This window comes from Streptococcus downii (assembly GCF_004353325.1).
Taxonomy (GTDB): Bacteria; Bacillota; Bacilli; order Lactobacillales; family Streptococcaceae; genus Streptococcus; species Streptococcus downii.
Genome location: NZ_MZNX01000008.1, coordinates 193,473 through 220,165 on the forward strand (window position 1 = coordinate 193,473; position 26,693 = coordinate 220,165).

27 protein-coding genes and 1 pseudogene are annotated in these 26,693 nt (G+C 39.2%); 21 read left to right on the plus strand and 7 right to left on the minus strand.

Going from position 1 to position 26,693, the window contains the following annotated elements:
• Positions 1 to 5 precede the first annotated feature (5 nt).
• The 5 genes from msrB to E2R31_RS05320 all read left to right on the plus strand — a co-directional run bounded on the left by msrB (position 6) and on the right by E2R31_RS05320 (position 4,870).
• Positions 6 to 1,118 (plus strand): peptide-methionine (R)-S-oxide reductase MsrB, encoded by a 1,113-nt coding sequence (msrB, locus tag E2R31_RS05300; RefSeq protein ID WP_132973233.1) that lies wholly within the window; start codon positions 6 to 8, stop codon positions 1,116 to 1,118.
• A 70-nt stretch (positions 1,119 to 1,188) separates the two neighbouring features.
• Positions 1,189 to 1,926: a response regulator transcription factor gene (locus tag E2R31_RS05305; protein WP_000222604.1), complete on the plus strand. Its 738-nt coding sequence runs from the start codon at positions 1,189 to 1,191 to the stop codon at positions 1,924 to 1,926.
• Positions 1,923 to 3,614: a cache domain-containing sensor histidine kinase gene (locus E2R31_RS05310; RefSeq protein ID WP_132973235.1), complete on the plus strand. Its 1,692-nt coding sequence runs from the start codon at positions 1,923 to 1,925 to the stop codon at positions 3,612 to 3,614. Before E2R31_RS05305 ends, E2R31_RS05310 begins: the two co-directional genes overlap by 4 nt.
• 109 nt (positions 3,615 to 3,723) lie before the next feature.
• Positions 3,724 to 4,287 (plus strand): TIGR01440 family protein, encoded by a 564-nt coding sequence (locus tag E2R31_RS05315; RefSeq protein ID WP_162284870.1) that lies wholly within the window; start codon positions 3,724 to 3,726, stop codon positions 4,285 to 4,287.
• Between the two features lie 55 nt (positions 4,288 to 4,342).
• Entirely contained in the window at positions 4,343 to 4,870 is a 528-nt protein-coding gene (locus E2R31_RS05320) for an AAA family ATPase (RefSeq protein ID WP_132973237.1), read from the plus strand.
• Positions 4,871 to 5,238: 368 nt separating this feature from the next.
• Here E2R31_RS05320 and E2R31_RS05330 read toward each other — a convergent pair.
• Positions 5,239 to 5,472, minus strand: a pseudogene (locus E2R31_RS05330) (transposase); the annotation flags it as partial.
• A 220-nt stretch (positions 5,473 to 5,692) separates the two neighbouring features.
• Between E2R31_RS05330 and ccdA2 the strand changes: the two are divergent.
• Together ccdA2 and sdbB are read left to right on the plus strand one after the other, a co-directional pair.
• Positions 5,693 to 6,400, plus strand: a complete 708-nt coding sequence (ccdA2, locus tag E2R31_RS05335) for a thiol-disulfide oxidoreductase-associated membrane protein CcdA2 (RefSeq protein ID WP_132973241.1) — start codon at positions 5,693 to 5,695, stop codon at positions 6,398 to 6,400.
• A gap of 12 nt (positions 6,401 to 6,412) precedes the next feature.
• Entirely contained in the window at positions 6,413 to 6,958 is a 546-nt protein-coding gene (sdbB, locus tag E2R31_RS05340; RefSeq protein ID WP_132973242.1) for a thiol-disulfide oxidoreductase-associated lipoprotein SdbB, read from the plus strand.
• A 26-nt stretch (positions 6,959 to 6,984) separates the two neighbouring features.
• Here sdbB and pbp3 read toward each other — a convergent pair whose 3' ends face one another.
• Positions 6,985 to 8,226: a D-alanyl-D-alanine carboxypeptidase PBP3 gene (gene pbp3 / locus E2R31_RS05345; RefSeq protein WP_084947879.1), complete on the minus strand. Its 1,242-nt coding sequence runs from the start codon at positions 8,224 to 8,226 to the stop codon at positions 6,985 to 6,987.
• 104 nt (positions 8,227 to 8,330) lie between these two features.
• Between pbp3 and E2R31_RS05350 the strand changes: the two genes are divergently transcribed.
• The 5 genes from E2R31_RS05350 (at position 8,331) to ffh (ending at position 13,162) form a co-directional block, all read left to right on the plus strand.
• On the plus strand, positions 8,331 to 9,446 hold the full coding sequence (locus E2R31_RS05350) for an AI-2E family transporter (RefSeq protein ID WP_084947881.1): 1,116 nt from the start codon (positions 8,331 to 8,333) through the stop codon (positions 9,444 to 9,446).
• A gap of 238 nt (positions 9,447 to 9,684) precedes the next feature.
• Positions 9,685 to 10,881 carry an elongation factor Tu gene (tuf, locus tag E2R31_RS05355; RefSeq protein ID WP_001040719.1) on the plus strand — a complete coding sequence of 399 codons (1,197 nt, stop codon included), beginning with the start codon at positions 9,685 to 9,687 and terminating at the stop codon, positions 10,879 to 10,881.
• Between the two features lie 141 nt (positions 10,882 to 11,022).
• Complete coding sequence (locus E2R31_RS05360) at positions 11,023 to 11,355, plus strand: putative DNA-binding protein (RefSeq protein WP_000402061.1); 333 nt, start codon at positions 11,023 to 11,025, stop codon at positions 11,353 to 11,355.
• A 2-nt stretch (positions 11,356 to 11,357) separates the two neighbouring features.
• Positions 11,358 to 11,573, plus strand: coding sequence for a hypothetical protein (locus E2R31_RS09990; RefSeq protein ID WP_000535217.1), 216 nt, complete (start codon positions 11,358 to 11,360; stop codon positions 11,571 to 11,573).
• A 17-nt stretch (positions 11,574 to 11,590) separates the two neighbouring features.
• Positions 11,591 to 13,162: a signal recognition particle protein gene (gene ffh / locus E2R31_RS05370; RefSeq protein WP_132973244.1), complete on the plus strand. Its 1,572-nt coding sequence runs from the start codon at positions 11,591 to 11,593 to the stop codon at positions 13,160 to 13,162.
• A gap of 80 nt (positions 13,163 to 13,242) precedes the next feature.
• On the opposite strand, the gene E2R31_RS05375 is transcribed toward ffh, so the two are convergent.
• The 4 genes from E2R31_RS05375 to E2R31_RS05390 are packed head-to-tail and all read right to left on the minus strand — an operon-like array spanning position 13,243 to position 17,764.
• A complete protein-coding gene (locus E2R31_RS05375; protein WP_132973246.1) occupies positions 13,243 to 14,241 on the minus strand; it encodes a sensor histidine kinase in 999 nt (332 codons plus the stop codon).
• Positions 14,231 to 14,914, minus strand: a complete 684-nt coding sequence (locus tag E2R31_RS05380) for a response regulator transcription factor (protein WP_132973249.1) — start codon at positions 14,912 to 14,914, stop codon at positions 14,231 to 14,233. Before E2R31_RS05380 ends, E2R31_RS05375 begins: the two co-directional genes overlap by 11 nt.
• 32 nt (positions 14,915 to 14,946) lie before the next feature.
• The gene (locus tag E2R31_RS05385; protein ID WP_132973251.1) at positions 14,947 to 17,001 is read right to left on the minus strand and encodes an FtsX-like permease family protein; all 2,055 of its coding nucleotides are present in this window, start codon (positions 16,999 to 17,001) and stop codon (positions 14,947 to 14,949) included.
• Positions 16,991 to 17,764 (minus strand): ABC transporter ATP-binding protein, encoded by a 774-nt coding sequence (locus E2R31_RS05390; protein ID WP_132973253.1) that lies wholly within the window; start codon positions 17,762 to 17,764, stop codon positions 16,991 to 16,993. The genes E2R31_RS05385 and E2R31_RS05390 overlap by 11 nt, the downstream gene beginning before the upstream one ends.
• A gap of 657 nt (positions 17,765 to 18,421) precedes the next feature.
• On the opposite strand from E2R31_RS05390, the gene E2R31_RS05395 reads away from it, so the two are divergent.
• A complete protein-coding gene (locus E2R31_RS05395) occupies positions 18,422 to 19,987 on the plus strand; it encodes a hypothetical protein (RefSeq protein WP_084947899.1) in 1,566 nt (521 codons plus the stop codon).
• 3 nt (positions 19,988 to 19,990) lie between these two features.
• A complete protein-coding gene (locus E2R31_RS05400) occupies positions 19,991 to 20,230 on the plus strand; it encodes a hypothetical protein (protein WP_084947901.1) in 240 nt (79 codons plus the stop codon).
• An 81-nt stretch (positions 20,231 to 20,311) separates the two neighbouring features.
• Here E2R31_RS05400 and guaA read toward each other — a convergent pair whose 3' ends face one another.
• Entirely contained in the window at positions 20,312 to 21,874 is a 1,563-nt protein-coding gene (guaA, locus tag E2R31_RS05405; protein ID WP_000065696.1) for a glutamine-hydrolyzing GMP synthase, read from the minus strand.
• Positions 21,875 to 22,014: 140 nt separating this feature from the next.
• Here guaA and E2R31_RS05410 point away from each other — a divergent pair, with 140 nt between their 5' ends.
• The 7 genes from E2R31_RS05410 to E2R31_RS05440 all read left to right on the plus strand — a co-directional run bounded on the left by E2R31_RS05410 (position 22,015) and on the right by E2R31_RS05440 (position 26,692).
• Positions 22,015 to 22,713, plus strand: a complete 699-nt coding sequence (locus E2R31_RS05410; protein ID WP_132973255.1) for a GntR family transcriptional regulator — start codon at positions 22,015 to 22,017, stop codon at positions 22,711 to 22,713.
• 136 nt (positions 22,714 to 22,849) lie between these two features.
• Positions 22,850 to 24,136, plus strand: a complete 1,287-nt coding sequence (locus E2R31_RS05415) for a peptidase U32 family protein (RefSeq protein WP_000169101.1) — start codon at positions 22,850 to 22,852, stop codon at positions 24,134 to 24,136.
• Positions 24,137 to 24,150: 14 nt separating this feature from the next.
• A complete protein-coding gene (locus E2R31_RS05420; RefSeq protein ID WP_080978772.1) occupies positions 24,151 to 24,462 on the plus strand; it encodes a CHY zinc finger protein in 312 nt (103 codons plus the stop codon).
• A gap of 231 nt (positions 24,463 to 24,693) precedes the next feature.
• Positions 24,694 to 24,894 (plus strand): F0F1 ATP synthase subunit C, encoded by a 201-nt coding sequence (locus tag E2R31_RS05425; RefSeq protein ID WP_001054551.1) that lies wholly within the window; start codon positions 24,694 to 24,696, stop codon positions 24,892 to 24,894.
• Positions 24,895 to 24,926: 32 nt separating this feature from the next.
• Positions 24,927 to 25,643, plus strand: a complete 717-nt coding sequence (atpB, locus tag E2R31_RS05430) for a F0F1 ATP synthase subunit A (RefSeq protein WP_000392938.1) — start codon at positions 24,927 to 24,929, stop codon at positions 25,641 to 25,643.
• A gap of 18 nt (positions 25,644 to 25,661) precedes the next feature.
• Complete coding sequence (gene atpF, locus E2R31_RS05435; protein ID WP_044020867.1) at positions 25,662 to 26,156, plus strand: F0F1 ATP synthase subunit B; 495 nt, start codon at positions 25,662 to 25,664, stop codon at positions 26,154 to 26,156.
• Entirely contained in the window at positions 26,156 to 26,692 is a 537-nt protein-coding gene (locus E2R31_RS05440) for a F0F1 ATP synthase subunit delta (RefSeq protein ID WP_000358986.1), read from the plus strand. The genes atpF and E2R31_RS05440 overlap by 1 nt, the downstream gene beginning before the upstream one ends.
• Position 26,693 lies beyond the last annotated feature (1 nt).

Sequence of the window (26,693 nt, forward strand, 5' to 3'; positions counted from 1 at the left end):
AGGCTATGAATGATAAAGTAAAACTTTTTGTCTTGGCAGGGGTCATTCTCCTAGCCATAATCGGTTTCTATTTTCTATTGATGCGAAATGCAGGGCAGACAGATAGCTCGCAAATTGAGAAAGCGTCAGTTAGCCAAGGAGGAAAAACAGTGAAAAAAACAGCAGTGAGCAAAGACGCAGACTTGCACGAAATTTATCTAGCTGGAGGATGTTTCTGGGGAGTGGAGGAATACTTCTCACGCGTTTCCGGAGTGACAGATGCCGTTTCAGGCTATGCAAATGGTAGAGGGGAAACAACCAAGTACGAATTGATTAACCAAACAGGACATGCAGAGACTGTCCATGTCACTTACGACGCCAATCAAATTTCCCTCAAAGAAATTCTTCTTCATTACTTCCGCATTATCAATCCAACCAGTAAAAATAAACAAGGAAATGATGTGGGGACCCAGTACCGTACCGGTGTTTATTACACAGATGACAAGGATTTGGAGGTGATCAACCAAGTCTTTGATGAGGTGGCTAAGAAATACGACCAACCTCTGGCAGTTGAAAAGGAAAACTTGAAGAATTTTGTGGTGGCTGAGGATTATCACCAAGACTACCTCAAGAAAAATCCAAATGGCTACTGTCATATCAATGTCAATCAGGCTGCCTATCCCGTCATCGATGCCAGCAAATATCCTAAACCAAGTGATGAGGAATTGAAAAAGACCTTGTCACCTGAGGAGTATGCAGTTACCCAGAAAAATCAAACAGAACGAGCTTTTTCAAACCGCTATTGGGATAAATTTGAATCCGGTATCTATGTGGATGTCGCAACTGGTGAACCCCTCTTTTCATCAAAGGACAAGTTTGAGTCTGGTTGTGGCTGGCCTAGTTTCACCCAACCAATCAGTCCAGATGTTGCTACCTACAAGGAAGATAAGTCTTACAATATGACACGCATGGAAGTAAGAAGCCGAGTTGGAGATTCTCACCTTGGCCATGTCTTTACAGATGGACCAGAGGACAAGGGTGGCTTGCGCTACTGTATCAATAGTCTCTCTATCCGCTTTATTCCCAAAGACCAAATGGCAGAAAAAGGCTATGCCTATTTACTAGATTATGTTGATTAAGAAGTCTTTCCTAAGCAGTTAGAGGAGAATTTTGCTATACTGATACTAGTAAGTGACAAAGGAGCAGAGCATGACCTACACAATCTTAATCGTAGAAGATGAGTATCTGGTAAGGCAAGGCTTGACCAAGCTGGTCAATGTAGCGGCCTACGATATGGAAATCATCGGTCAGGCTGAAAATGGAAGGCAGGCTTGGGACTTAATTCAAAAGCAGGTGCCAGATATCATTTTAACCGATATCAACATGCCTCAGCTAAATGGCATCCAGTTGGCCAGTCTGGTACGAGAAACCTATCCACAAGTGCATTTGGTATTTTTAACGGGTTACGATGATTTTGATTATGCCTTGTCTGCTGTCAAACTAGGTGTCGATGACTATCTGCTCAAGCCCTTTTCTCGTCAGGATATTGAGGAAATGTTAGGGAAAATCAAGCAAAAACTAGACAAGGAAGAAAAAGAAGAGCAGTTACAAGATTTATTAACTGATAAGTTTGAGGGAAATATTGCTCAGAAAATCCAGTCCCATCTAGCTGACAGTCAGTTTAGTTTGAAGTCTTTGGCCAGTGACTTGGGCTTTAGTCCGACTTATTTGAGTTCCTTGATTAAGAAAGAGTTGGGCCTGCCTTTTCAGGATTACCTGGTGAGAGAGCGTGTTAAACAAGCCAAGCTCTTGCTTCTGACTACGGATTTAAAGATTTATGAGATAGCCGAAAAGGTTGGTTTTGAAGATATGAACTACTTTACCCAACGTTTTAAACAAATTGCAGGTGTGACACCTCGTCAGTTTAAGAAAGGGGAAGGTCGATGAAGCGTTCTTCTCTTTTAGTCAGAATGGTTATTTCCATCTTTCTGGTCTTTCTCATTCTCCTAGCTCTGGTTGGGACTTTCTACTATCAATCGAGTTCATCAGCCATTGAGGCTACTATTGAGGGTAATAGCCAAACGACCATCAGCCAGACTAGCCACTTTATTCAGTCTTATATCAAAAAATTAGAAACCACCTCGACCAGTTTGACCCAGCAGACGGATGTGTTAGCCTATGCTGAGAATCCTAACCAAAACCAAGCCAAGGGAATCCGAGATCTGTTTTTGACTATCTTAAAGGCAGACCAGGACTTGAAAACGGTGGTACTGGTCACCAAATCCGGTCAGGTTATTTCTACAGATGACAGTGTGCAGATGAAAACTTCCTCTGATATGATGGCCGAGGATTGGTACCAAAAGGCCATTCATCAGGGAGCTAAACCAGTTTTGACACCAGCTCGTAAATCGGATAGTCAATGGGTCATTTCTGTTACTCAGGAACTTGTTGATGAAAAGGGAGCCAATCTTGGCGTACTTCGTTTGGATATTTCCTACGAAACTCTGGAAGCCTATCTCAACCAACTCCAGTTGGGCCAGCAGGGCTTTGCCTTTATCATCAATGAAAACCATGAATTTGTCTACCATCCTAAACGTACTGTCTATAGCTCAGCGAGTGAAATGGAGGCCATGAAACCCTTCATTGAGACGGGGCAGGGCTATACGCTGGATCACCAATCCTACGTCAGTCAGGAACAGATTGCAGGAACTGATTGGACGGTTATAGGCGTGTCTTCGTTGGAGAAGTTAGACCAGGTTCGGAGTCAACTCATGTGGACCTTGCTTGGTGCTAGTGCCTTATCCCTTCTTGCCTGTCTCTGCTTGGTGTGGTTCAGTCTCAAACGCTGGATTGCCCCTTTGAAGGATCTGAGAGAAACCATGCTGGAAATTGCTTCTGGTACACAAAATCTTCGTGCTAAGGAAGCTGGCGCCTATGAACTGAGAAAAGTGACTCGCCAGTTTAATGCTATGTTGGATCAGATTGATCAGCTGATGGCAGATGTGCGCAGGCAGGAAGAAGCAACCCGGCAGTATGAACTTCAAGCACTGTCGAGCCAGATTAACCCCCATTTCCTCTATAATACTTTGGACACTATCATCTGGATGGCTGAGTTTCAGGATAGTCAGCGAGTGGTTCAGGTAACCAAGTCTTTGGCAACCTATTTCCGCTTGGCGCTCAATCAAGGAAAGGATTTGATTTCTCTTTCTGATGAAATCAATCATGTCCGCCAGTACCTCTTTATCCAGAAACAACGCTATGGTGATAAGCTGGAGTATGAGATTGATGAAGAACCTGCTTTTGGTAACCTAGTCTTACCCAAGTTGGTGTTGCAACCTCTTGTAGAAAATGCTCTTTACCATGGTATTAAGGAGAAGGAAGGTCAGGGCCATATTAAACTTTCTGTTCAGAAACAGGATACAGGGCTTGTCATCCGCATTGAGGATGATGGTGTTGGTTTCCAAGCTGCTGGCGATAGTAGTCAAAGTCAGCTCAAACGTGGGGGAGTTGGCCTTCAAAATGTCGACCAACGACTCAAACTTCATTTTGGAGAAAACTATCAGATGAAGATCAATTCTACACCCGAAAAAGGGACGACGGTTGAAATATACCTCAATAAAATAGCAACTAGCTAACTCCCAGTCTATTCTGGGAGTTTTGCTTTTAAAAATCAGAATGATTAGTTGACCTTGATAAAATCAGTAAAAAAAGATATGATAGATAGTGACAAAAGAGGTATCAAGTATGAAGGAAAAAGACATTCAAAGAGCAACAAGCCAGATTGTTGAAGATGTTTTGGAGAAGGCTGGATTGTGTGAAGGAAGCCTCTTTGTCCTAGGTCTATCCTCTAGCGAAGTTTTAGGTGGCCATATTGGCAAGGAATCCAGCCAAGAAATTGGGGAAATCATTGTGAAGACCATCCTAGATATCCTAGAAGAAAAAGGAATTCATCTAGCTGTTCAAGGTTGTGAGCATGTCAATCGTGCCCTCGTTGTTGAACGCCAGGTGGCAGAGCAGTTTGGTCTGGAAATCGTCAGTGTACTACCTACTCTTCATGCGGGAGGTTCGGGTCAACTAGCTGCCTTCAAGTTTATGCAGGACCCTGTTGAAGTGGAGTTCATTAAGGCTCATGCTGGATTGGATATCGGAGATACCGCAATTGGCATGCATGTCAAGCATGTGCAGGTTCCGATTCGACCGGTACTACGTGAGATTGGGCACGCCCATGTAACGGCTTTAGCTAGCCGTCCAAAACTCATCGGTGGTGCGCGTGCACAGTATCCTGAAGACTTCATAAGAAAGTCATAAGTGGGCTGAAAGTTATCGTAAGTTAGAGATATTTCAAGTATGTAGAGGTATAAGGTTGGAAAATTGTGTTTATATCATTTCAGGTCCTCCAGGCGTTGGAAAGAGCACTGTCAGCAAAGAGTTGGTCTATTCTTTTGACAAAAGTGCAGTGATAGAGGGCGACATTATTTACTTAATGATTAAAGGAGGTCTCGTAGCTCCTTGGGAGGATGATGGATTTTACATGGATTTGTTCTGGGATAATATTATCAGTCTGACCAATAATTTCTTGGATCGTGGCATTACTGTCGTGATAGAGTATGTCATATTTGAAGAGCAACTGAAGAAAATTGCCACCTTCTTAAAAGAAAAACGGATTAAGCTAAAATATTGTGTCCTAATGGCTCAAGAAGAAACCTTGAAAGATAGAGATTCTTCTCGAAAAGAAATTGAGAGAACAGGCGATTTATCAATCCAAGCAAGAAGTGAGTTCCTAGCTAAAAATAGTGAGAAACATCATTTTCTGTACACGGATGATTTAGATGTCAAGGAAACGGTAAACATCATTAAAACTTCAAATCAATTTTTAATTTCTGAACAGTAAAAGACAGGGAGAGTAAGGGTACAGAAACCAAGACTCTCCCTGTTTTTTTGTTGAATTCTTGTGCAAAGTACTCCAAACAAGACCATCTTTTACAAGAAGAAGGGACGCCATCTGATGGAGAATTGCCGAAAGTAGAAAATAAGAGGTTTAGAGAAGATTTTGCGTCATAGAGATCAGTGAACAAAGCTGGATTTAGCTGTTCTAGGTCGGCTTTTTTGTGCTATACTTAAGGTATGCATAGAAAAACAGTGATTGATTTTAGGGCTTTGGGGGAGAGATACACCTTCACTCAGCCTATCAAAGAGTTAAAAACGAGAGACTTATCAGAAGTAGCGGACTTGCTGGCACAAGTGGAAAGCTACCAAGAGCATGGAACGGATGCCGTAGAAACATTGGATGAGAGGGATTTTAACCAGCAAAACAGGGTCTAAACTAGGACGACCTTTATCTTCAGAATAAGTATCTGCGAATAAGTCATAGATGAAGGAAAAATCGATCACTTGCTCAACCTGACGAAGAAAATGGGCTTGCGGAACGAGTTCATCTAGCGTGTAAAAACCAACTTGATTGCGGTTATATTCGAGATTTTCTTTGTGAAACATAGGGAACACCTCACAACTTTTCTTACCTCTATTATACGACTTTACACAAAGAAAAGCCCTTAGAAATTTGTAGTCTAAGGACTTTGTCTTCAATCTGAAGGGAGCTTAGCTCCTTTTTTTGTGTCAAGTTTAGATAAAATAAACAAGCGTAGCAGACTTCTTACAAATTTATTCTTTTGTAGTAAAATAGGATTAGAATTTTGAGAAAGTAGGTAATTTGTTGGAGTCGATTATATTTCTAGTATCCGTTTTTTTAGCAGGTATTCTGTCCTTCTTTTCACCCTGTATCTTTCCTTTACTACCTGTCTATGCTGGTATTTTACTGGATGATCAGGGAAATTCGAAAAGCTTTCGCTTTTTTGGAAGAGACGTTGCATGGTCAGGCTTAATTCGGACATTGTGCTTTATTGCAGGAATCTCCCTCATTTTCTTTATTTTAGGATTTGGAGCTGGATTCCTAGGACACATGCTCTATGCAGACTGGTTTCGTTATGCTATGGGGACAGTCATTATTCTTTTAGGGCTTCACCAGATGGAAATCTTGCATTTCAATAAACTGGAAGTTCAAAAGACAGTCACCTTCAAACAATCAAAGTCTAATCACTATCTGTCAGCCTTTTTACTTGGGATAACCTTTAGTTTTGGTTGGACCCCTTGTATCGGACCCGTTTTAAGCTCAGTCTTGGCCCTAGCAGCTTCAGGTGGCAATGGTGCTTGGCAAGGAGCATTACTAACCTTAGTGTATACATTGGGAATGGCCCTTCCTTTCCTTGTTTTGGCCTTGGCTTCGGGCTGGATTATGCCCTATTTTAGTAAATTAAAGCCCCATATGATCCTACTAAAGAAAATCGGGGGAGCTTTGATTATTTTGATGGGATTATTATTAATGCTAGGGCAGTTAAATGCCTTGTCAGGAATTCTTGGATAAAAGGAGAAAAATATGAAAAAAGTTATTTTTGCTGGATTGAGCCTCATGTCTCTATTCTTGTTGATTGCCTGTGGTGAAAAAGAAACCAAACAGACAAGCAGTCCAAAACAACCTGCTGTACAACAAATCGCAGTCGGTAAGGATGCTCCAGACTTCACCTTGCAGTCTATGGATGGCAAAGAAGTGAAGTTATCAGACTATAAAGGGAAAAAGGTCTATTTGAAATTCTGGGCCTCTTGGTGTGGACCTTGTCGAAAGAGTATGCCTGAGCTGATGGAATTAGCTGCCAAACAAGATCGAGACTTTGAAATCTTGAGTGTCGTTGCACCAGGACTACAAGGTGAAAAAACAGTTCAAGACTTTCCAAAATGGTACCAAGAACAAGGCTACAAGGATATTCCAGTTCTATATGATACCAAGGCAACTACCTTCCAAGCCTACCAAATTCGTAGTATTCCAACGGAATACTTGATTGACAGCCAAGGAAAAATCGGAAAAATCCAATTTGGTGCTATTAGCAATGCAGATGCGGAAGCAGCTTTTAAAGAGATGAAATAAAAAAATCGCGAAAACTCGCGATTTTTTTATAGTTTTTCATTGATAAAGCGGATAAATTGATTCCACCAAACTTTCAAAAAGAAGGCTTTTTCTACTTTCTTTTCAGAAACCATTTCAAAAGATGGTTTGTCAGAAGTGAGATAGCCTTGTCCGACCAAATCCTGGTCATCATAGGTTAGAGTACCAATAACCTTGCCTTCTTCCAATGGAGCCATTTCTGATGTTGATTTTGGTGTGAATTGGAGAGATGGTGTGGTACTGCTTCCAATGCGTTGGATGATAGAAATGTCTGACTTAGCAACGGCTGCAACGCTTTCTTCTTTCCCGTCAAGAACTGTCACTTTACTATCGTTGTATGCTTCACCTTTCTGGACGACAGTTTTTAAGGCAAAGTTTGCAGAAATATAATCTAAAAGTGCAGAAGTAGCAGTAAAACGTGCATAAGGGTTGGTATCTTGTTGATCTGCATTCAAAACAACCGTAATAATACGCATCCCTTTCTCAACAGTTGTTCCAACGAAAGAAGCTCCCGCCTTATCTGTTGTACCAGTTTTGAGCCCATCAACTCCACCACGATAGGCAGGCATTCCCTCCAACATATAGTTGGTTGAGTGGATTTCAAGTCCTGCAAAGGTAGAAGTTGGTTTTTTGGTGATTTCCAAAACTTGGGGATAATCTCGTATGAGGTTACGAGCGACGATTGCAACGTCGTAGGCACTCAACTTGTTTTCATCGTCTTTTTTAGAACCAGGATAGATATTATCGCCAAGGGTCTCATTATTTAAACCAGTAGTGTTTACAATAGTTGCATCTTGAATTCCCCATTCAAGAAGTTTAGCCCTCATTTTGTCTACAAAGTCTTTCTCAGAACCAGCAATCTTTTCTGCTAGTGCAATCGCAGCGCTGTTCGCGCTGGATACCATTGTAGCCTCTAATAGCTGTTCAACAGTATAATTTCGAGCTTCCATAGGGACGTTACTCGCCTCAGAATTAGTTGTAAGTTTGTAAGGATAGTCCGAAATATCAACAGGTGTTGACAGGCTGATAGTTCCTTGTTCCAGAGCTTCATAGACCAAATAAACTGTAACCAGTTTTGTAATAGAGGCAATTTCTACAGGCTGATTTGCATCTTTCTCATAGAGGATTTTTCCAGTTGTAGCCTCGACAGCAATGGCATGTTTAGCAGCAACATCAAACTCCTGAGCAGAAACAGTAGAAGCTGTTCCAAAAACAAAAAGTGTCATAAAAGATAGAATTATTTTTTTCATATTAGCTTTATTTTATCATAAAGAAAAAAAATATTCTCGCTTTTTTACTAAAGCCATCTTATCTTTTTCAGAAATATGGTAAAATAGAGAGAAGGAGGATACCTATGTTCCGTAGAAACAAATTATTTTTTTGGACAGCTGAAATTTTATTATTAACACTGATTTTCTATCTTTGGAGAGAAATGGGAGCCATCATTACGCCCTTTGTTACGGTTGTGAATACCATCATGATTCCATTTTTGCTTGGTGGATTTTTTTACTACATTACAAATCCAATCGTTACTTTTTTAGAAAAGAGATGTAAAATCAATCGTCTAATTGGTGTCTTGGTCACTCTTTGTGCCTTAATTGGTGCTATCGTTGTGGGGGTCGTTTATCTCTTGCCGATTTTGATTAATCAGTTGACCAGCTTGATTATTTCTAGTCAAAACATCTATAGTAGACTACAAGATTTGATCATCGATTTGTCCAAGAATCCTGTCTTCCAAAATATTGATATTCAACAAACTATTCAACAACTGAATCTCTCCTATGTGGATATCCTCCAGAATATCCTGAATAGCGTCAGCAACAGTTTAGGAAGCATTCTTTCAGCCTTGTTTAGTACGGTGCTGATTCTCATTATGACCCCTGTATTCTTGATTTATTTCTTGTTGGATGGTCATAAGTTGCTACCAATGTTGGAACGTACTGTCTTAAAGCATGACAAATTGAATCTTTCTAGCCTTTTAACCAATCTCAATACAACTATAGCCCGTTATATCAGTGGAATTGCGATTGATGCGGTTATTATTGGATTTTTAGCCTATATTGGCTATAGCGTTATCGGATTAAAGTACGCCCTAGTTTTTGCTATTTTCTCTGGAATCGCAAATTTGATTCCTTATGTTGGTCCAAGTATTGGCTTAATTCCAATGGTGATTGCCAACGTCTTTACTGATCCGCACAGAGTACTTATAGCTGTAATTTATATGCTGATTATTCAACAAATTGATGGAAATATCCTTTATCCTCGTATCGTTGGAGGGGTCATGAAGGTTCATCCAATCACCATTTTGGTTCTTCTCTTACTTTCTAGCAATATTTCTGGTGTAATCGGAATGATTGTGGCAGTGCCAACCTATTCTATCCTAAAAGAAATTACGAAGTTCTTGGTGAAATTATATGAAAATCATAAAGAAGCTAAAGAAAAAGAACTGGAAAAATCAGAATCAATCTAAAAATCAGGAAGACCTGATTTTTTTGATAAAAAGACTTGAGGTTAGACTGGTCAAAAGTGTTTTAAATGATTCCGTTGGAGAAGGAAAAGAATTTGAAATTATGAGATTTAGAATAATTCACAAAATGTGTGTAAAACACTTGCAATTTAGCTGAAATTTGATAAAATAGTAAGGAAAGTTAGACTGTATTGCCTACTGTCTATCTATAAAATATATTTTATTGGAGGCTTTTACTCAAATGGCAAAAGAAAAATACGATCGTAGTAAACCACACGTTAACATTGGTACTATCGGACACGTTGACCACGGTAAAACTACCCTAACTGCAGCTATCACAACTGTTTTGGCACGTCGCTTGCCTTCAGCAGTTAACCAACCTAAAGACTATGCGTCTATCGATGCTGCTCCAGAAGAACGCGAACGCGGTATCACTATCAACACTGCGCACGTTGAGTACGAAACTGAAAAACGTCACTACGCTCACATCGACGCTCCAGGACACGCGGACTACGTTAAAAACATGATCACTGGTGCCGCTCAAATGGATGGAGCTATCCTTGTAGTAGCTTCAACTGATGGACCAATGCCACAAACTCGTGAGCACATCCTTCTTTCACGTCAGGTTGGTGTTAAACACCTTATCGTCTTCATGAACAAAATTGACTTGGTAGACGACGAAGAATTGCTTGAATTGGTTGAAATGGAAATCCGTGACCTCTTGTCAGAATACGACTTCCCAGGTGACGATCTTCCAGTTATCCAAGGTTCAGCTCTTAAAGCTCTTGAAGGTGACTCTAAGTACGAAGACATCATCATGGAATTGATGAACACTGTTGATGAGTACATCCCAGAACCAGAACGTGACACAGACAAACCATTGCTTCTTCCAGTCGAAGACGTATTCTCAATCACTGGACGTGGTACAGTTGCTTCAGGACGTATCGACCGTGGTACTGTTCGTGTTAACGACGAAATCGAAATCGTTGGTATCAAAGAAGAAACTCAAAAAGCAGTTGTTACTGGTGTTGAAATGTTCCGTAAACAACTTGACGAAGGTCTTGCAGGAGATAACGTAGGTGTCCTTCTTCGTGGTGTTCAACGTGACGAAATCGAACGTGGACAAGTTATCGCTAAACCAGGTTCAATCAATCCACACACTAAATTCAAAGGTGAAGTTTATATCCTTACTAAAGAAGAAGGTGGACGTCACACTCCATTCTTCAACAACTACCGTCCACAATTCTACTTCCGTACTACTGACGTTACAGGTTCAATCGAACTTCCAGCAGGTACTGAAATGGTAATGCCTGGTGATAATGTGACTATCGACGTTGAGTTGATCCACCCAATCGCCGTAGAACAAGGTACTACATTCTCTATCCGTGAGGGTGGACGTACTGTTGGTTCAGGTATGGTTACAGAAATCGAAGCTTAATTCGATTTAGTTCCCAGAAGAACAATTATTTAAGTCAGACACTAAAAGAATCTTGCCTTGCAAGGTTCTTTTTTCATTCTATTTTTTTAAGAAGGCCTTCTAGTATAGCGATATGATAGATTTTTTGGTATAATAAAAGTTATGGAAATCGAAAAAACCAATCGCATGAATGCGCTTTTTGAATTTTATGCTGCGCTTTTGACAGATAAGCAGATGAATTATATTGAACTCTACTATGCAGATGATTACAGTCTTGCTGAGATTGCTGAAGAGTTCGGTGTTAGTCGTCAAGCTGTTTACGACAATATCAAGCGGACAGAAAAGATTTTGGAAGACTATGAGATGAAATTACACATGTACTCAGACTACATTGTCCGCAGTCAGATTTTTGACCAGATCTTGGAGCAGTATCCCAAGGATGATTTTCTGCAGGAGCAGATAGAAATTTTAACAAGTATTGACAATCGGGAGTAATCATGGGCAGTCTAGTTATTTATCAAGGATTACCTTGCAAACTATTAGCCGCAGAGGAACCATTTCCTACTCGACTACAGATTATCTCGCCCAATGATATCTCCAAAGCTATGAAAATAGGTTTTAGCTGTTGGGGATATCCAAATGAAATCATGAAAGAAATCACACCCGAAGAACTTGAGTGTTTGCAACATTTCGGACGATTTCCACTGAATTGAGTAAATAGGAGAAAAAAATGGCATTTGAAAGTTTAACAGAACGTTTGCAGAACGTCTTTAAAAATCTACGTAAAAAAGGAAAAATCTCTGAGGCTGATGTCCAAGAAGCGACTAAAGAGATTCGTTTGGCCTTGCTTGAAGCCGACGTTGCCTTGCCTGTTGTAAAGGACTTTATCAAGAAGGTTCGTGAACGTGTTGTCGGACATGAGGTCATTGATACCCTCAATCATGCCCAACAGATTATCAAAATCGTTGACGAGGAACTGACAGCTGTTTTAGGTTCTGATACGGCAGAAATTATCAAGTCACCTAAGATTCCTACGATTATCATGATGGTCGGTTTGCAGGGGGCTGGTAAAACAACCTTTGCTGGTAAGCTGGCTAACAAACTCAAGAAGGAAGAAAATGCACGTCCTTTGATGATTGCGGCGGATATTTATCGTCCAGCTGCCATTGATCAGTTGAAAACACTTGGACAGCAAATTGATGTTCCTGTCTTTGCACTTGGAACAGAAGTACCAGCTGTTGAGATTGTTCGCCAAGGTTTGGAGCAAGCGAAGGCCAATCACAACGACTATGTCTTGATTGATACGGCAGGGCGTTTGCAGATTGACGAACTCCTCATGAATGAGCTTCGTGACGTAAAAGCCTTGGCTCAACCAAACGAAATTCTGCTCGTAGTTGATGCCATGATTGGTCAAGAAGCAGCCAATGTTGCCCGTGAGTTTAATGCTCAGTTAGAAGTGACTGGGGTCATCCTTACCAAGATTGATGGGGATACTCGTGGCGGTGCTGCTTTGTCCGTTCGCCATATCACTGGTAAACCTATCAAGTTCACTGGTACGGGTGAAAAGATCACGGATATTGAAACCTTCCACCCAGACCGTATGTCTAGCCGTATCCTTGGTATGGGGGATATGCTCACTTTGATTGAGAAAGCTTCTCAGGAATACGATGAGCAAAAAGCCCTTGAAATGGCTGAGAAGATGCGTGAAAACACCTTTGATTTCAATGATTTCATCGATCAATTGGATCAGGTGCAAAACATGGGGCCAATGGAAGATTTGCTTAAGATGATTCCAGGTATGGCTAACAATCCAGCCCTTCAAAATATGAAGGTGGATGAGCGCCAGATTGCTCGTAAACGTGCCATCGTATCTTCGATGACTCCTGAGGAGCGTGAAAATCCTGATTTGTTAAATCCAAGTCGTCGCCGTCGTATCGCTGCAGGTTCTGGAAATACCTTTGTCGAAGTCAATAAATTCATCAAGGACTTTAATCAGGCCAAACAGCTCATGCAAGGGGTCATGTCTGGTGATATGAACAAGATGATGAAACAAATGGGCATCAATCCAAATAACCTCCCTAAAAATATGCCAAATATGGGCGGGATGGATATGTCTGCCCTTGAAGGAATGATGGGACAAGGTGGCATGCCAGATATGTCAGCTCTTGGAGGAGCTGGAATGCCAGATATGAGCCAGATGTTTGGTGGCGGACTTAAAGGTAAAATCGGTGAATTTGCCATGAAACAGTCTATGAAACGTATGGCCAACAAGATGAAAAAAGCTAAGAAAAAACGCAAATAAAAAGGGAAGCAGAAGTGCTTTCCTTTTTTATATAAAATATGTACTTTCTATGATTAGGTAATTTTCTTAATCAAAAATTACTAAATAGAAAGAGTGATTTCAAATCCTTGCATCCATTCGGATTTTACTGTGATTTCGATTTTTAAAGCATCTGCTAATTGTTTGACCAGATAGAGACCCATGCCTGTTGATTTTTTCCTTGTCTCTCCTGAATCACCTGTAAAGCCTTTTTCAAAGATATGAGGGAGGTCGCAAGCTTTAACTCCGCAGCCATTATCCCTAATAATCAGACTTGTGCGCCCCTTGTCTCTTGACATAGAAATACTGAGTTTGGGCTTGTCAGAGCTGTATTTAAGGGCGTTGGCGAGGATTTGGGAGAGGATAAATTCAAAACTGCGTTGATCAGTGTAGCAGGTTCCTTGTATATTTTCTAGCTGAATCGTAAAATTCTTTTCTTTGAGCAAGGGATCAAAGTTTTCCAAAAGATCTTGGATACATTCTTTTAGGTCAAGGTCATCAAATAGAAAATCATTTTTCTCACTTTTCACCCTATAGTAGAATAGGATTTGTGATACATTTCCTTGAATTTGATTTTTCACATAGTCCAACTTAAATGCTGTATCCTTCGGCAGTTGGTCGCTTTGGTTGTCCAAAAGGAGGGAAAGAAGCGATAGAGGGAGTTTAATCTCATGTGCCCATTTTTCAACATAGTCCTCGTACTCGGCTAGTAATGAGTTGAGCTTTCCTATTTCAGCCTGCTTTTGATAAAGTGTATCTGCCATTTTTTCAATGCTTTCTTTCTCTGAGGCACTTGATAAATGCAATAATTCAAGCTCAGTATCGATCTTAGGATTGGCTATGAAGGCTTTATAGGCAGCGGATTTTTTTCTTTCTTTTCTTATCAGTAGGAATGATAGGATGAAAAAGAGCAGGACGGTGGCTAAAATATAGAGAAGGATGAGGGCTTGAAACATTCTCACATCTGAAAGCCAAAGCAGGACAGCTGTAAATAGATCAAATACTAAAAGAACAAGTAACCAAGGCAGATAAGTAGCTAGATATTTTAGATTATATTTCATCTGGACTTACCTCTTCTAGCTTGTAACCAATACCTCTGACGGACTTGACTTGAAGGTCAATACCAGCCTGTTTCATCACCTTTTTGAGCCTTGCAATATTTACTTGAAGAGCATTTTCATCGATGAACTCAGTTGTATTCCACAGTTTCATGCTTAGTTCTTCTTTTGTGACGACAGAATCAGTTGCCACTAATAAGGTTTCTAACAATTTCCCTTGATTTTGAGGGAGTAAAATCGAATGTCCATTGATATAAAGGGTATAGGTATTTCTATCCAGCAGGAAATTATCTTTTTCAAGCAAATTTTGTCTACCTTCATAGCGTTTCAAGATATTTTCTATGCGTGCCAAAAATCTTTCTTTCTTGAAAGGCTTTGTTAGATATTCATCTGCCCCTAATTTTAGAGCGTGGATTTCATCTTTTAATTGTTCACGAGAGGTGAGAATCAATATGGGCACAGAGCGTTTTGATTTGAGATTTTTACAAATTTGAAAGCCAGTTTCTCCCGGTAAATTCAAATCCAGTATGATTAGATCCGTATCGTATTGCAGCACTTGCTGGGTTGTATCTTTGAAGTCAGTCAACTTATCAACTTGATAACCCGCTTTCTCTAACAAGATGACAATTTCATCTCGAATCAAGGCTTCATCTTCAATTACCAGAATATGCTTCATATCGGTTCCTCCTTTTCCTCGCTTTTTAAATTTTATTCTTCTCTTTTTGGTTCCATTAAGGATAACAAGTACTTGTTACTATTTTTCTTTACAATTCTGATATAGATGACTTCAAAACCAGCTAAGAGCAGTACGATCAGCATGGCTGTGATAAATTTCTGCCCCATGTCCATTCTTGCACTAGCTGGCACTATTCCTGTGAGGAGGGAGCTCACACCGAAGCTACTACTGATAAGTGCAAGGACTATTGGTAGACCGAAATACCAGTTGACTTGCTTTTCTGACGATTTACAAAGAGTTTCGTAGTTGGCGCCAAGATGAATCAAGGTTTGGTATCGTCTGTAGGATTGTCTTTGTCCCATCAAAAATTGCACGCCAATGATTGTATTTGCCACAACAAGGAAGATGATAGCCAGATAGATGGTGACATAGCTGGCAGAGATGATGTAAAACAATTGTCTTCCCATATTTTGTATATAGCTTTCATAGCCAAGAGAGGTTTGATTTAGCTTTTCATTCGTATCTGAGATAGCTCTCATCAGGCCTTTTTCCTTGACCAAATCAGGAGCCAGGATGCCACTGACATAGTTTGAGTATTTACTTTCAGTATAGCTCATAAAGGTTTCATCTGGGACTATGAGAGCGACAGAGAGGGTTACCTCACGGTCCGTTACAATTGGTAAAGACTGTACCTCTCCAATCAATTTTATATCATTTCCCATGACTTTGATTTGAGGGTTTGCTTTCAGAACAGAGTTAACCAAGTTTTCATCAGGGAGAAAATCTTTCCCCATATACAAGTAGGCTTCCTTACTAGTTAATTCTAGAGGAGGGAGATTGGCAGCCTTTCTAAGCTCATTGTATTCAGAGAGTGGCAAAAGGTGGCAACTTATATATTTTTGGAAATTATGGACTAAGATTTCCTTGTTTTTACTGTCTTTTTGCTCTTTCAACACCTTGATGAACTGTTCAAAGGACACGGACTCATGTTCTTTCGGTTTGCCGACTTTGATTTGTAGAATCTTTGAAAACTGTGATGCTAGTCCTGCAGCTTCAAGCTCTTTTTTAACTGTGTCTATATCAAGATTTTCATCTGTTTCCTGCTTGCTATCTCTAAATGTATAATCCAATACGTGGGTTTGATTGCCTGAATTGCCACTTGCAATAGCAACACCTGCTCCAAAGAGGCACAAGGCAGAGAAGATTAAGAGGGAGCAGACAGCCAGTATAGTTGAGCGCTGGATAACTAATTCCTGAATCTGTCTAAAATTATAGGCATGAAGTTTTCGATTGTTTCCAAGCTTGACCAAAAAGTCTATAAATAAACGCATACCAAAGAAGAATAGGATAGTTCCCAGAGTTCCTAAGAGAACGGTGATGCCCATTGTTATGACACTCTCCCAAGCTCGTCCACTCATACCCAAGTAATAGGCTGTTCCAAGAAGTAAAATTCCGAGGACAGAAGCAAGAAGGTACACACCCTTGGGGAGTAGTTTTTTCATCCCAGAAGGAGAATAGGATAGCAGGTTTCCGATTTCCTTATTGGCTGTCTTTGCACTTAGAAGGACAAAAACAGCTAATTTGACGGCTAGGAATCCGATGACTGTATAGAGTATAGCTGTGGTAGATAGAGAAAATTGATGTTCAATAATCCCTAGTCCCACAATTTTAGCGGTTATTAGGCTAATCAATTCTGAAATTAAGATGGAAATAGGAAGGCCTATTCCAAGGGCAAGGACACTGTTTCTCAAATCCTCGAGCAGAAGTAGCAAGAACAGTTTGCTTCTTCGCATTCCCAGTGTGAGATAGACACCAAATTCATGTTTTCTCCTTTCCATCTGCATACTGCTTGCGAAGTAGACTAGAAAAAAGAGAATAAAGAGCGTTGCCACGTAAAGAATAGGAATCATGCTAAAGAGTTTATTTACAGCGACACTTTCTATTTGTTTTAGAAAGAGCATCACATCTTGATGAGACAAAGAAAGGATGATGTAAAAGGAGATAATAGAAAGAACCATAGAACTGAAATACAAGCCGTTATTCTTTCGATCTCTCTTGCTATTTCTTGAGACTAATTTAGAAAACATTGCCATCACCTCCAGCTAGCGCTGCCATGACCTTTAATATTCTGTGGTAAAAATCTTCTTGACTTTCTCTTGGATAATCTCGTCGGATTTCATGGAATAGTTTTCCATCTTGGATAAACAGGATGCGATTACAAAAGCTAGCAGCGACCGAGTCGTGGGTAACCATGAGAATGGTGGTTTTTTCCATTTGATTCATTTCAGATAGTTTCTGCATCAAAATGCTTGCATTTTTTGAATCCAAAGCCCCTGTGGGCTCGTCTGCAAATACAATTTTAGGGTCTAAAATCAAAGCACGCGCAGCAGCTACCCTTTGCCGTTGACCACCCGATAATTGAGATGGGAACTTATCCAGAAGTTCAGAAATATCCAGATATTGGGAAAGCAATTCTAACCGAACCTTGCTTTCGTTGGCATCGACCTTGTGCAAAGACAAGGGAAGTAAAATATTTTCTTTGGCTGTCAGATTGTCCAAAAGCTCAAAATTTTGAAAGAGGTAACCGATTTCCTTACCACGATAATCAGCTAACTGACTACCTTTTAATTGACTTAAATCCTTTTCTTGCATTTGAATGGAGCCGTCAGTTGGCTTGATGATAGTGGCGAGACAGTTAAGAAGGGTTGTTTTCCCAGAACCACTGCTCCCCATAATCCCTAAGAACTCACCTTTGACAACTTGAAAAGATATGCCGTTCAAGGCCTTAGTGATATTCGGCTCTTTTCCATAATGCTTTGTTAATGATTCTACTCGTAAAATTGTTTCCATATGAAACACCTCCATCTTTTGTTACTTTCATTATAGTATGAATCAGAGTAGAATAACACTTACGGATGATGTAAGAAATCTTTATCGCTGACTTTTATAGTCAGGTTATTGGACTTATACTTACTATATTATATCATGGTTTTAGGGATTTAAAAAGGAGAGTAGAGGTTGAGAAATTTTCCTAATATTGAAATCATAAAAAATAATACCACTGAAGTTCATGCTCCAGCGGTATTATCTTACAGGAAAATCTATTTCCGTTCTTATTTTCTATTGTTACTTCATTTAAATCTGACAAAGAATAATTGTAGCAAGCTAGTTTTAAAGAATTCTCTTCAGCCTACACTATTTTTTATCCAAAGATAAATCTCACTATACGATTACTGGCTTTCTCTGTTGCCTTATTAATATCATCTTTTTTCCAATAGGGCTTTACAGTATTGCCATAAGTTTCTACAAGAGCAGTCGCTAAGGGATAAATGCTATTAACATAGCCTAATTTACTCTTTTGTGTTGTAGATACCTTTGTTCTAAACCATTCATTTCCAATTGTTTATAGCCAATAAAACAGTAAGAGAATTTGATTTTATTGTTTTTTTGATTTATAATTATAATAGGTTAGATTTGTATAGTATTAAATTTTCGGAGGATACATGGATGCCAAGAGAAGGAGTGACTATTTACGATTTATTAATTTCGTGTCCCGGGGATGTTACTGGCTATCTTCAATTAATTAAGGAAGCTGTTGATAATTTTAATAAACTATATGGTAGTTTGAATAATATACAAGTATCAATCAAGCATTGGTCAACGGATAGCTTTCCTGAATCAGGTGATAAACCACAGGAATTATTGAATAAGCAAATTGTTAGGGAATGTGATGCAGCTGTTGCTATATTTTGGACAAGATTTGGTACAGCAACAGATAATTATGGATCAGGAACGGAAGAAGAAATTGAGGAGATGCTATCAGCTGATAAACAAGTTTTTATGTACTTTTTAGAAGCTCCGATAATTCCGTCTAATATAGACATTAAGCAATATGAAAAAGTGCAAGAATTTAAAGAAAGATATAAAGATAGAGGGATATTTTTTATAGTTAATGACGAGAGTGATTTTCAAAGGCTTTTTACAAATCATCTATCACTTTATTTTTTAAAATTAATTTCAGAAAAAGAAACTTATCAAAACAAAAATATAAAACCGTTTGTGACAATAAGGGATAAAAATACATTATCTGACGAAAATGTTTTACCTAAACAATTTAGTTTACTGGAGTCAAAATTTATCAATGAAAAGCAAAGTAGGATTAATGAATATATAGATGAACTAAACAGTACCGTAATTTCTGAAGAATCAGGTATATTAGAAGATAAAACTAAACAGTTGATCATACATTCAAAAGAAGATGCGAATGTTGATTTTCTTTATAAAATGGCTGATCCTGTGGTTATTAGTGATGAATTCAAAGATACTATAAATAATTTCGCTAAAGAAAACCAAATCAAACTACATGAAAATTTTTGGTACTTAGGAAATTTAAGGAAAGATAAATTTCAGGTAAAAATTCCTTTCGGTAACAGTAGTCCTTCGTATATAGGGTCTGATAGGGAAAAGAAACGCTTTTCTAAATTAAACAAATTATATTGGGAAATAATATCTTACAAAGAGTATATTGAATATTTCACATACATAGATAACATTAAATTTGTCGAACTAATCGTTTCTAACTTAGGAAAAACATATGATGAAGATATTGATGTAAAACTAATGGTACCAAAAGGTTGTCTATTAAAACATAATAACTTACTTTATCCAGGAGAGAACATAATTGAGGAGATACAGGAAATTGAATTAGATGAATTGCTATTTAAAATTGAAGAAAGTGACTCAGTTGATGCTTACTCTTATTTTCAAATAATCCCATCAAATATAGAAAGAATTAATATTAATCCGTCTCTCACATATATTACAAAACCCAGTTATGAAGATCAAAAATACAACTATAAAAACTCTTTAGAACACATATTTATATATAAAAATTTTACAAATTCAGAATTTGATATTTTAAGATTTGGCATTGAGTATTTGAAACATAACTCCTCAATGGCATTTCCATCGATACTAATGTTTGAGAATGTTCCTCAAACGATTGAATATGAGATTACTTCAAAATATATACCGGATGTAGTGAAGGGTAAGATACATTTAAAAATTGATTAATAGGTGTTTAATTGGTTAATAGAGCTCAGGAAGTATTCAGAAAATTTAGGTAGTAAGGAAATAATAAATAAAGAAATAGATTTGATTAGTGAGTTTGAATATAATAATGATTTTTACCGTGTTTATGAATTGTGTGAGGATAATACAGATTATGCTAGAATTGTTAGCAAGTCTAAGAAAGGTATGTATATAGAAAGTACCAAAAAGGTTAAAATGATATTAGGTTTAAATACTGAAAAATAGTTTTTGTTGTTAAATTGTTGTTAAAGCAAAATAAAAAGCCTTAGAAATATTGATTTCTAGGCTTTTTTTAACTCATTAACTCTATTCCCACTCAACGGTTGCTGGTGGTTTACTTGTAATATCGTAGACGATACGGTTAACGTGGTCTACTTCGTTTACGATACGTACAGAGATTTTTTGAAGGACTTCCCAAGGGATCTTGGCAAAATCAGCTGTCATACCATCGATAGAAGTGATAGCGCGAATGGCAATGGTGTAGTCATATGTACGACCGTCACCCATAACACCTACTGAACGAACGCCTGTGTTGACAGTGAAATATTGCCAGATATCACGGTCAAGACCTGCTTTAGCAATTTCTTCACGAAGGATGGCATCCGACTCACGAACAGTTTCAAGTTTTTCCTCAGTGATTTCGCCCATGACACGGATAGCAAGCCCTGGTCCTGGGAATGGTTGGCGCCATACGATGTGGTCTGGCATACCAAGCTCTGTACCAAGGGCACGAACTTCGTCCTTGTAAAGAGTGTTGAGTGGTTCGATGAGTTCAAACTGCATGTCTTCTGGAAGACCACCAACATTGTGGTGTGATTTGATGGTTTGAGCAGTATCTGTACCAGACTCAATCACGTCAGTGTAAAGCGTTCCCTGAGCAAGGAATTTTACATCTTTGAGCTTGCTTGCTTCGTCATCAAAGACATAAACAAACTCGTTACCGATGATTTTACGTTTTTGTTCAGGGTCAGAAACGCCGGCAAGTTTATCAAGGAAGCGTTTTGAAGCATCAGCTTTGACAATATTCAAACCAAACTTACCACCAAGCATGTCCATAACTTGGTCAGCCTCTCCCTTACGAAGAAGACCGTGGTCTACAAAGATACAGATTAATTGATCACCGATTGCTTTTTGAAGAAGAACTCCAACAACAGAAGAGTCAACACCACCTGATAGGCCGAGAAGAACGCGCTTGTCACCTACAGTTTCACGGATTTTCTTGATCTGCATATCGATAAAGTTGTCCATTGACCAGTCACCTTTAGCTTTACAGATTTTAAGGGCAAAGTTGCGAAGGATATCATTCCCGTATACAGAATGGCGAACTTCTGGGTGGAATTGGATACCATAGATGTGCTTATCAGGGTTTTCAATAGCTGCATAAGGACAGTCAGCAGAAGTTCCAGTACGAACGAAATCAGCTGGAATCTCTGTAACAGCATCGCCATGGCTCATCAAAACAATCTGTTCTTCAGGAGTCCCTTCAAAGAGGGCAGAAGTGGTATGGGTAAGTGGTGATTGGCCATACTCACGGTTACCAGCATCACCCGCAGGGACAACTTTTCCTCCAAGTTTATGAGTTAAAAGTTGCATACCGTAGCAGATTCCCAAAATTGGAATACCAAGTTCAAAAATTTCTGGGTCAATATCAAATGAACCATCTTCATATACAGAGTTTGGTCCACCAGAGAGGATAATTCCTACAGGGTTTATCGCACGAACCTCTGCGGCTGAGATTTTGTGACTTTTTAGCTCTGAAAAAACACCGATCTCACGGATACGGCGTGAAATCAGCTGGTTGTATTGGCTACCATAGTCCAGCACGATGATTTTTTCGACATCTTGCAAATCAGTTGAAATGTTGCTCATCTTTTTCCTTTCTCAAAAGAAATATCTTTTTCAATATTCTATCACAAATAGGGGCGAATTACCAACTAAACAAGGCAAAGTTTGACTTTTTCTAATTAAATACGGTACAATAGAGAAAATATAGAAAAGAAGTGAGAATCATGTTACCAGCTTATATGAAAATCCACGATCAAATCAAGAAGGATATAGATGAGCATCATTGGAAAATCGGAGAGAGACTTCCAAGTGAGCGAGATTTAGCGGAACAGTTTCAAGTTAGCCGGATGACATTACGCCAAGCTATCTCTCTCTTGGTTGAGGAAGGAGTTTTGGAGCGTCGTGTAGGAAGTGGGACTTTTGTCTCCAGCACTCGTGTCCAAGAAAAAATGAGAGGGACAACCAGTTTTACGGAGATTGTCAAATCTCAGGGCAAAGTACCTTCCAGCCAACTTATTTCTTACAGAAGAACCATTCCCAACGAGCAGGAAGTGGCAAAGCTAGGTATTTCACCAACTGAAAATATCATCCGTATGGAACGGGTGCGTTATGCTGACCAAGTTCCGTTAGTCTATGAAGTAGCTTCTATCCCCGAAAAGTTCATTAAAAATTTTAAGAAAGAAGAAGTAACTAGTCACTTCTTTCAAACCTTGCAGGAACATGGCTACCGGATTGGCAAATCCCAACAGACCATTTATGCGAAGTTGGCTAAGGAAAAAATTGCTCATTACCTAGAAATTGAAAAGGGGCATGCCATTTTAGCCTTGACTCAGGTCTCTTATCTTGAAGATGGGACGGCTTTTGAATATGTAAAGAGTCAATACGTGGGCGAACGCTTTGAATTTTATCTTGAAAATAACTAGTCTAGAAAGGCTAGTTTTTTGTTTTAGAAAAGATTAGAATTGTCAAAACAATCTGCCTAGGCTTGATTTTATCGCTTATTTACTATAAAATGAGAAGGAAAAACGTCAAACTTTTATATTGCAAATAGGAGAAAAAATGACAAAAACATTAAAACGTCCTGAGGTTTTATCACCTGCAGGAACTTTAGAGAAGCTGAAAGTAGCTGTTCAATATGGTGCGGACGCAGTCTTCATCGGTGGACAGGCCTATGGTCTTCGTAGCCGTGCAGGAAACTTCACCTTTGAACAGATGGAAGAAGGCGTGCAGTTTGCTGCTAAGTACGGTGCCAAGGTCTATGTGGCTGCTAACATGGTTATGCACGAAGGAAACGAAGCTGGTGCTGGAGAATGGTTCCGTAAGTTGCGTGACATCGGGATTGCAGCAGTTATCGTGTCAGATCCGGCCTTGATTATGATTGCAGCAACAGAAGCACCAGGTCTAGAAATCCACCTTTCAACTCAAGCCAGTGCGACCAACTATGAAACTCTTGAGTTCTGGAAAGAACTTGGTCTAACTCGCGTGGTTTTGGCCCGTGAAGTTTCAATGGAGGAATTGGCAGAGATTCGCAAACGTACAGATGTTGAGATTGAGGCCTTTGTCCATGGAGCCATGTGTATTTCCTACTCAGGTCGCTGTACGCTCTCAAACCACATGAGTATGCGTGATGCCAACCGTGGTGGTTGTTCACAGTCTTGCCGTTGGAAATACGATCTTTACGACATGCCTTTTGGTCAAGAACGTAAGAGTCTTAAAGGTGAAATTCCAGAAGAATTTTCAATGTCAGCCGTTGACATGTCCATGATTGACCATATTCCAGATATGATTGAAAACGGTGTAGACAGTCTTAAGATTGAAGGCCGCATGAAATCTATCCACTATGTTTCAACAGTGACTAACTGTTACAAGGCGGCTGTAGATGCTTATCTTGAAAGTCCTGAGAAATTTGAAGCCATCAAACAGGACTTGGTAGACGAGATGTGGAAGGTTGCTCAGCGTGAACTGGCAACAGGTTTCTACTATGGTACACCTACAGAAAACGAACAGTTATTTGGCGCTCGTCGTAAAATTCCTGAATACAAGTTTGTCGCTGAAGTGGTTGCGTACGATGATGCGACTCAAACGGCAACCATTCGTCAACGGAATGTCATCAACGAAGGCGATCAAGTCGAGTTTTATGGACCAGGTTTCCGTCATTTTGAGACTTATATCGAAGACCTTCATGATGCCAAGGGTAATAAAATTGACCGTGCTCCAAATCCAATGGAACTCTTGACAATTAAAGTCCCACAACCTGTTCAAGCTGGGGACATGGTTCGCGCTCTCAAGGAAGGTCTTATCAATCTCTATAAAGAAGATGGAACCAGCGTCACAGTTCGTGCCTAGAGAAGGAAAAGTGAATGAATCAAGCACAAGGTTTGTTAGTTGATGATGAAGGCAGATGTGTTCATTATCATGGCGAAAAGGACATCGTTTCTCTTCAGTGCTATGAGTGTAAAAAATATTATGCTTGCTATCAGTGCCACAATGCTATAGAAACGCATGTTTTTTCGCCCTATCCTTTGGCGCTTTCTGAGGATCGACCGATTTTATGTGGGGCTTGTATGAGGACAATAACATTTCAAGAATATCAAAAGCAGATAGCCTGCCCTTATTGCAAATCTCCATTTAATCCAGGGTGTAAACAACACTATTCCCACTATTTCAAATAAAATGAATCTATCCAAGTTCTAAACTTGGATTTTTCAATTTATTTCGGAAAATATAGAGAAAGTGGAAACACATTTCATCATAAAATGAGAAACTTATCTATACAGTGGTATAAAAATAGCAAAAATAAAAATAAATCATCTGAAACGCTTCCAACGTAAGTAAAAAGTTGACAAAAACAAATTTTAGGACTAAACTAAGTAAGTAAATTTTAAATAAAAGGAGAATTCATCATGAATTTAACATTTTTCGGTCTATGTCTTGCCTGTATGGGTGTATCCCTTGCAGAAGGATTTTTGATGAACGGTTTGTTCAAGTCTGCAGCACGCCAACCAGATATCATCCCACAATTGCGTAGTTTGATGATCATGGGGATTGCCTTTATCGAAGGAACATTCTTTGTAACCTTGGCGATGTCATTTGTCATTAAATAGACAACTCTATTTAGAAATGGAGGTGTCAAACCATGGAAGAAAGTTTGAATCCAACCGTTAATATTGGACCAATATCCTTTGATTTGACCCTGCTTGCCATGTCTCTTGTAACTGTTTTGATGGTTTTTGCCTTTGTCTACTGGGCAAGTCGTAAAATGACCATCCGTCCAAAGGGCAAACAAAATGCTCTTGAGATGATTTACGACTTTGTGATTGGTTTTACCAAACCAAACATTGGAGAATCATACATCAAGGATTATTCCTTATTTCTGTTTTCTCTATTTCTGTTTATCTTGGTTGCCAATAATATCGGCTTAATGGCAAAAGTACAAACAACAAACGGTTATAACTTGTGGACTTCTCCAACAGCCAACCTTGGATACGATTTATCCCTATCATTCTTGATCACTTTGATCGCCCATGTAGAAGGAGTTCGTCGTAGAGGCGTTAAAGAATATTTGAGAGCATTTGTTACACCTGGCTTTATGACTCCGATGAACATTTTAGAAGAGTTCACCAATTTTGCTTCCTTGGCGATTCGGATCTACGGAAATATTTTTGCCGGTGAGGTCTTAGCTGGATTGCTATTAGCCTTGTCACAAAATGCTTTGTATTGGTATCCTTTTGCCTTTATCGCAAACATGTTATGGACAGCCTTTTCAATTTTCATTTCATGTATTCAGGCTTATGTATTTACCATGTTGTCATCTATGTACATTGGTAAAAAAATAAATGAAGGGGAAGAGTAAGTAGAGGAGGATTAGAAGATGGATTTAACTATTAGTACCATTATCGGTGACTTTATTCTTATCGCTGGTTCCTTCCTTTTATTAATCTTTTTAGTGAAAAAATATGCTTGGGGAAATATTTCCAGCATCTTGGATGAACGTGCTGAAAAGATTTCTTCAGATATTGATGGTGCCGAGGAAGCCCGTAAAAAGGCTGAGGAACTAGCTAACCAACGTGAAGCTGAGTTAGCAGGTAGCCGTACCGAAGCTAAAACGATTATCGAGAATGCAAAGGGAACTGCTGAGAAAAGTAAAGCCGATATTTTAGCCGAAGCTAAACTTGAAGCAGGGCGCTTAAAAGAAAAAGCCAACCAAGAAATTGCGCAAAATAAAGCTGAAGCTTTACAAAGTGTTAAGGGCGAGGTGGCAGATTTGACAGTTAGTCTAGCTGGGAAAATCATCTCACAAAACCTTGACAGTCATGCCCATAAGGAACTCATTGATCAGTATATCGATCAGCTAGGAGAAGCCTAATGGACAAGAAAACAGCAAAGGTCATTGAAAAGTACAGCATGCCTTTTGTCCAATTAGTGATTGAAAAAGGAGAAGAGGACCGGATTTTTTCAGACTTGGATCAAATCAAGCAAGTCGCAGAAGAAACGGGTTTACCTTCTTTTTTAGCTCAGGTGGCAGTCGATGAGTCAGATAAGGAAAAAACAGTTCGTTTCTTTCAAGACTCTGTGTCACCTTTAATGCAAAACTTTATTCAAGTTCTGGTTTACAATCACAGAGCAAATCTTTTTTATGAAGTAATTGCAGATTGTTTGAATCGCCTTGAAAAAGAGACCAATCGTTTTGTAGTCACGATTTCTTCAGCTCATCCTTTAACAGATGAACAGAAGGAACGTCTGCTCCCATTGATAGAGAAAAAAATGTCTCTGAAAGTGCGGAGCGTCAAAGAACAAATTGATGAAGGACTCATTGGTGGTTTTGTCATTTTTGCTAATCACAAGACAATTGATGTGAGTATTAAACAACAACTTCGAGTTGTTAAAGAAAATTTGAAATAGA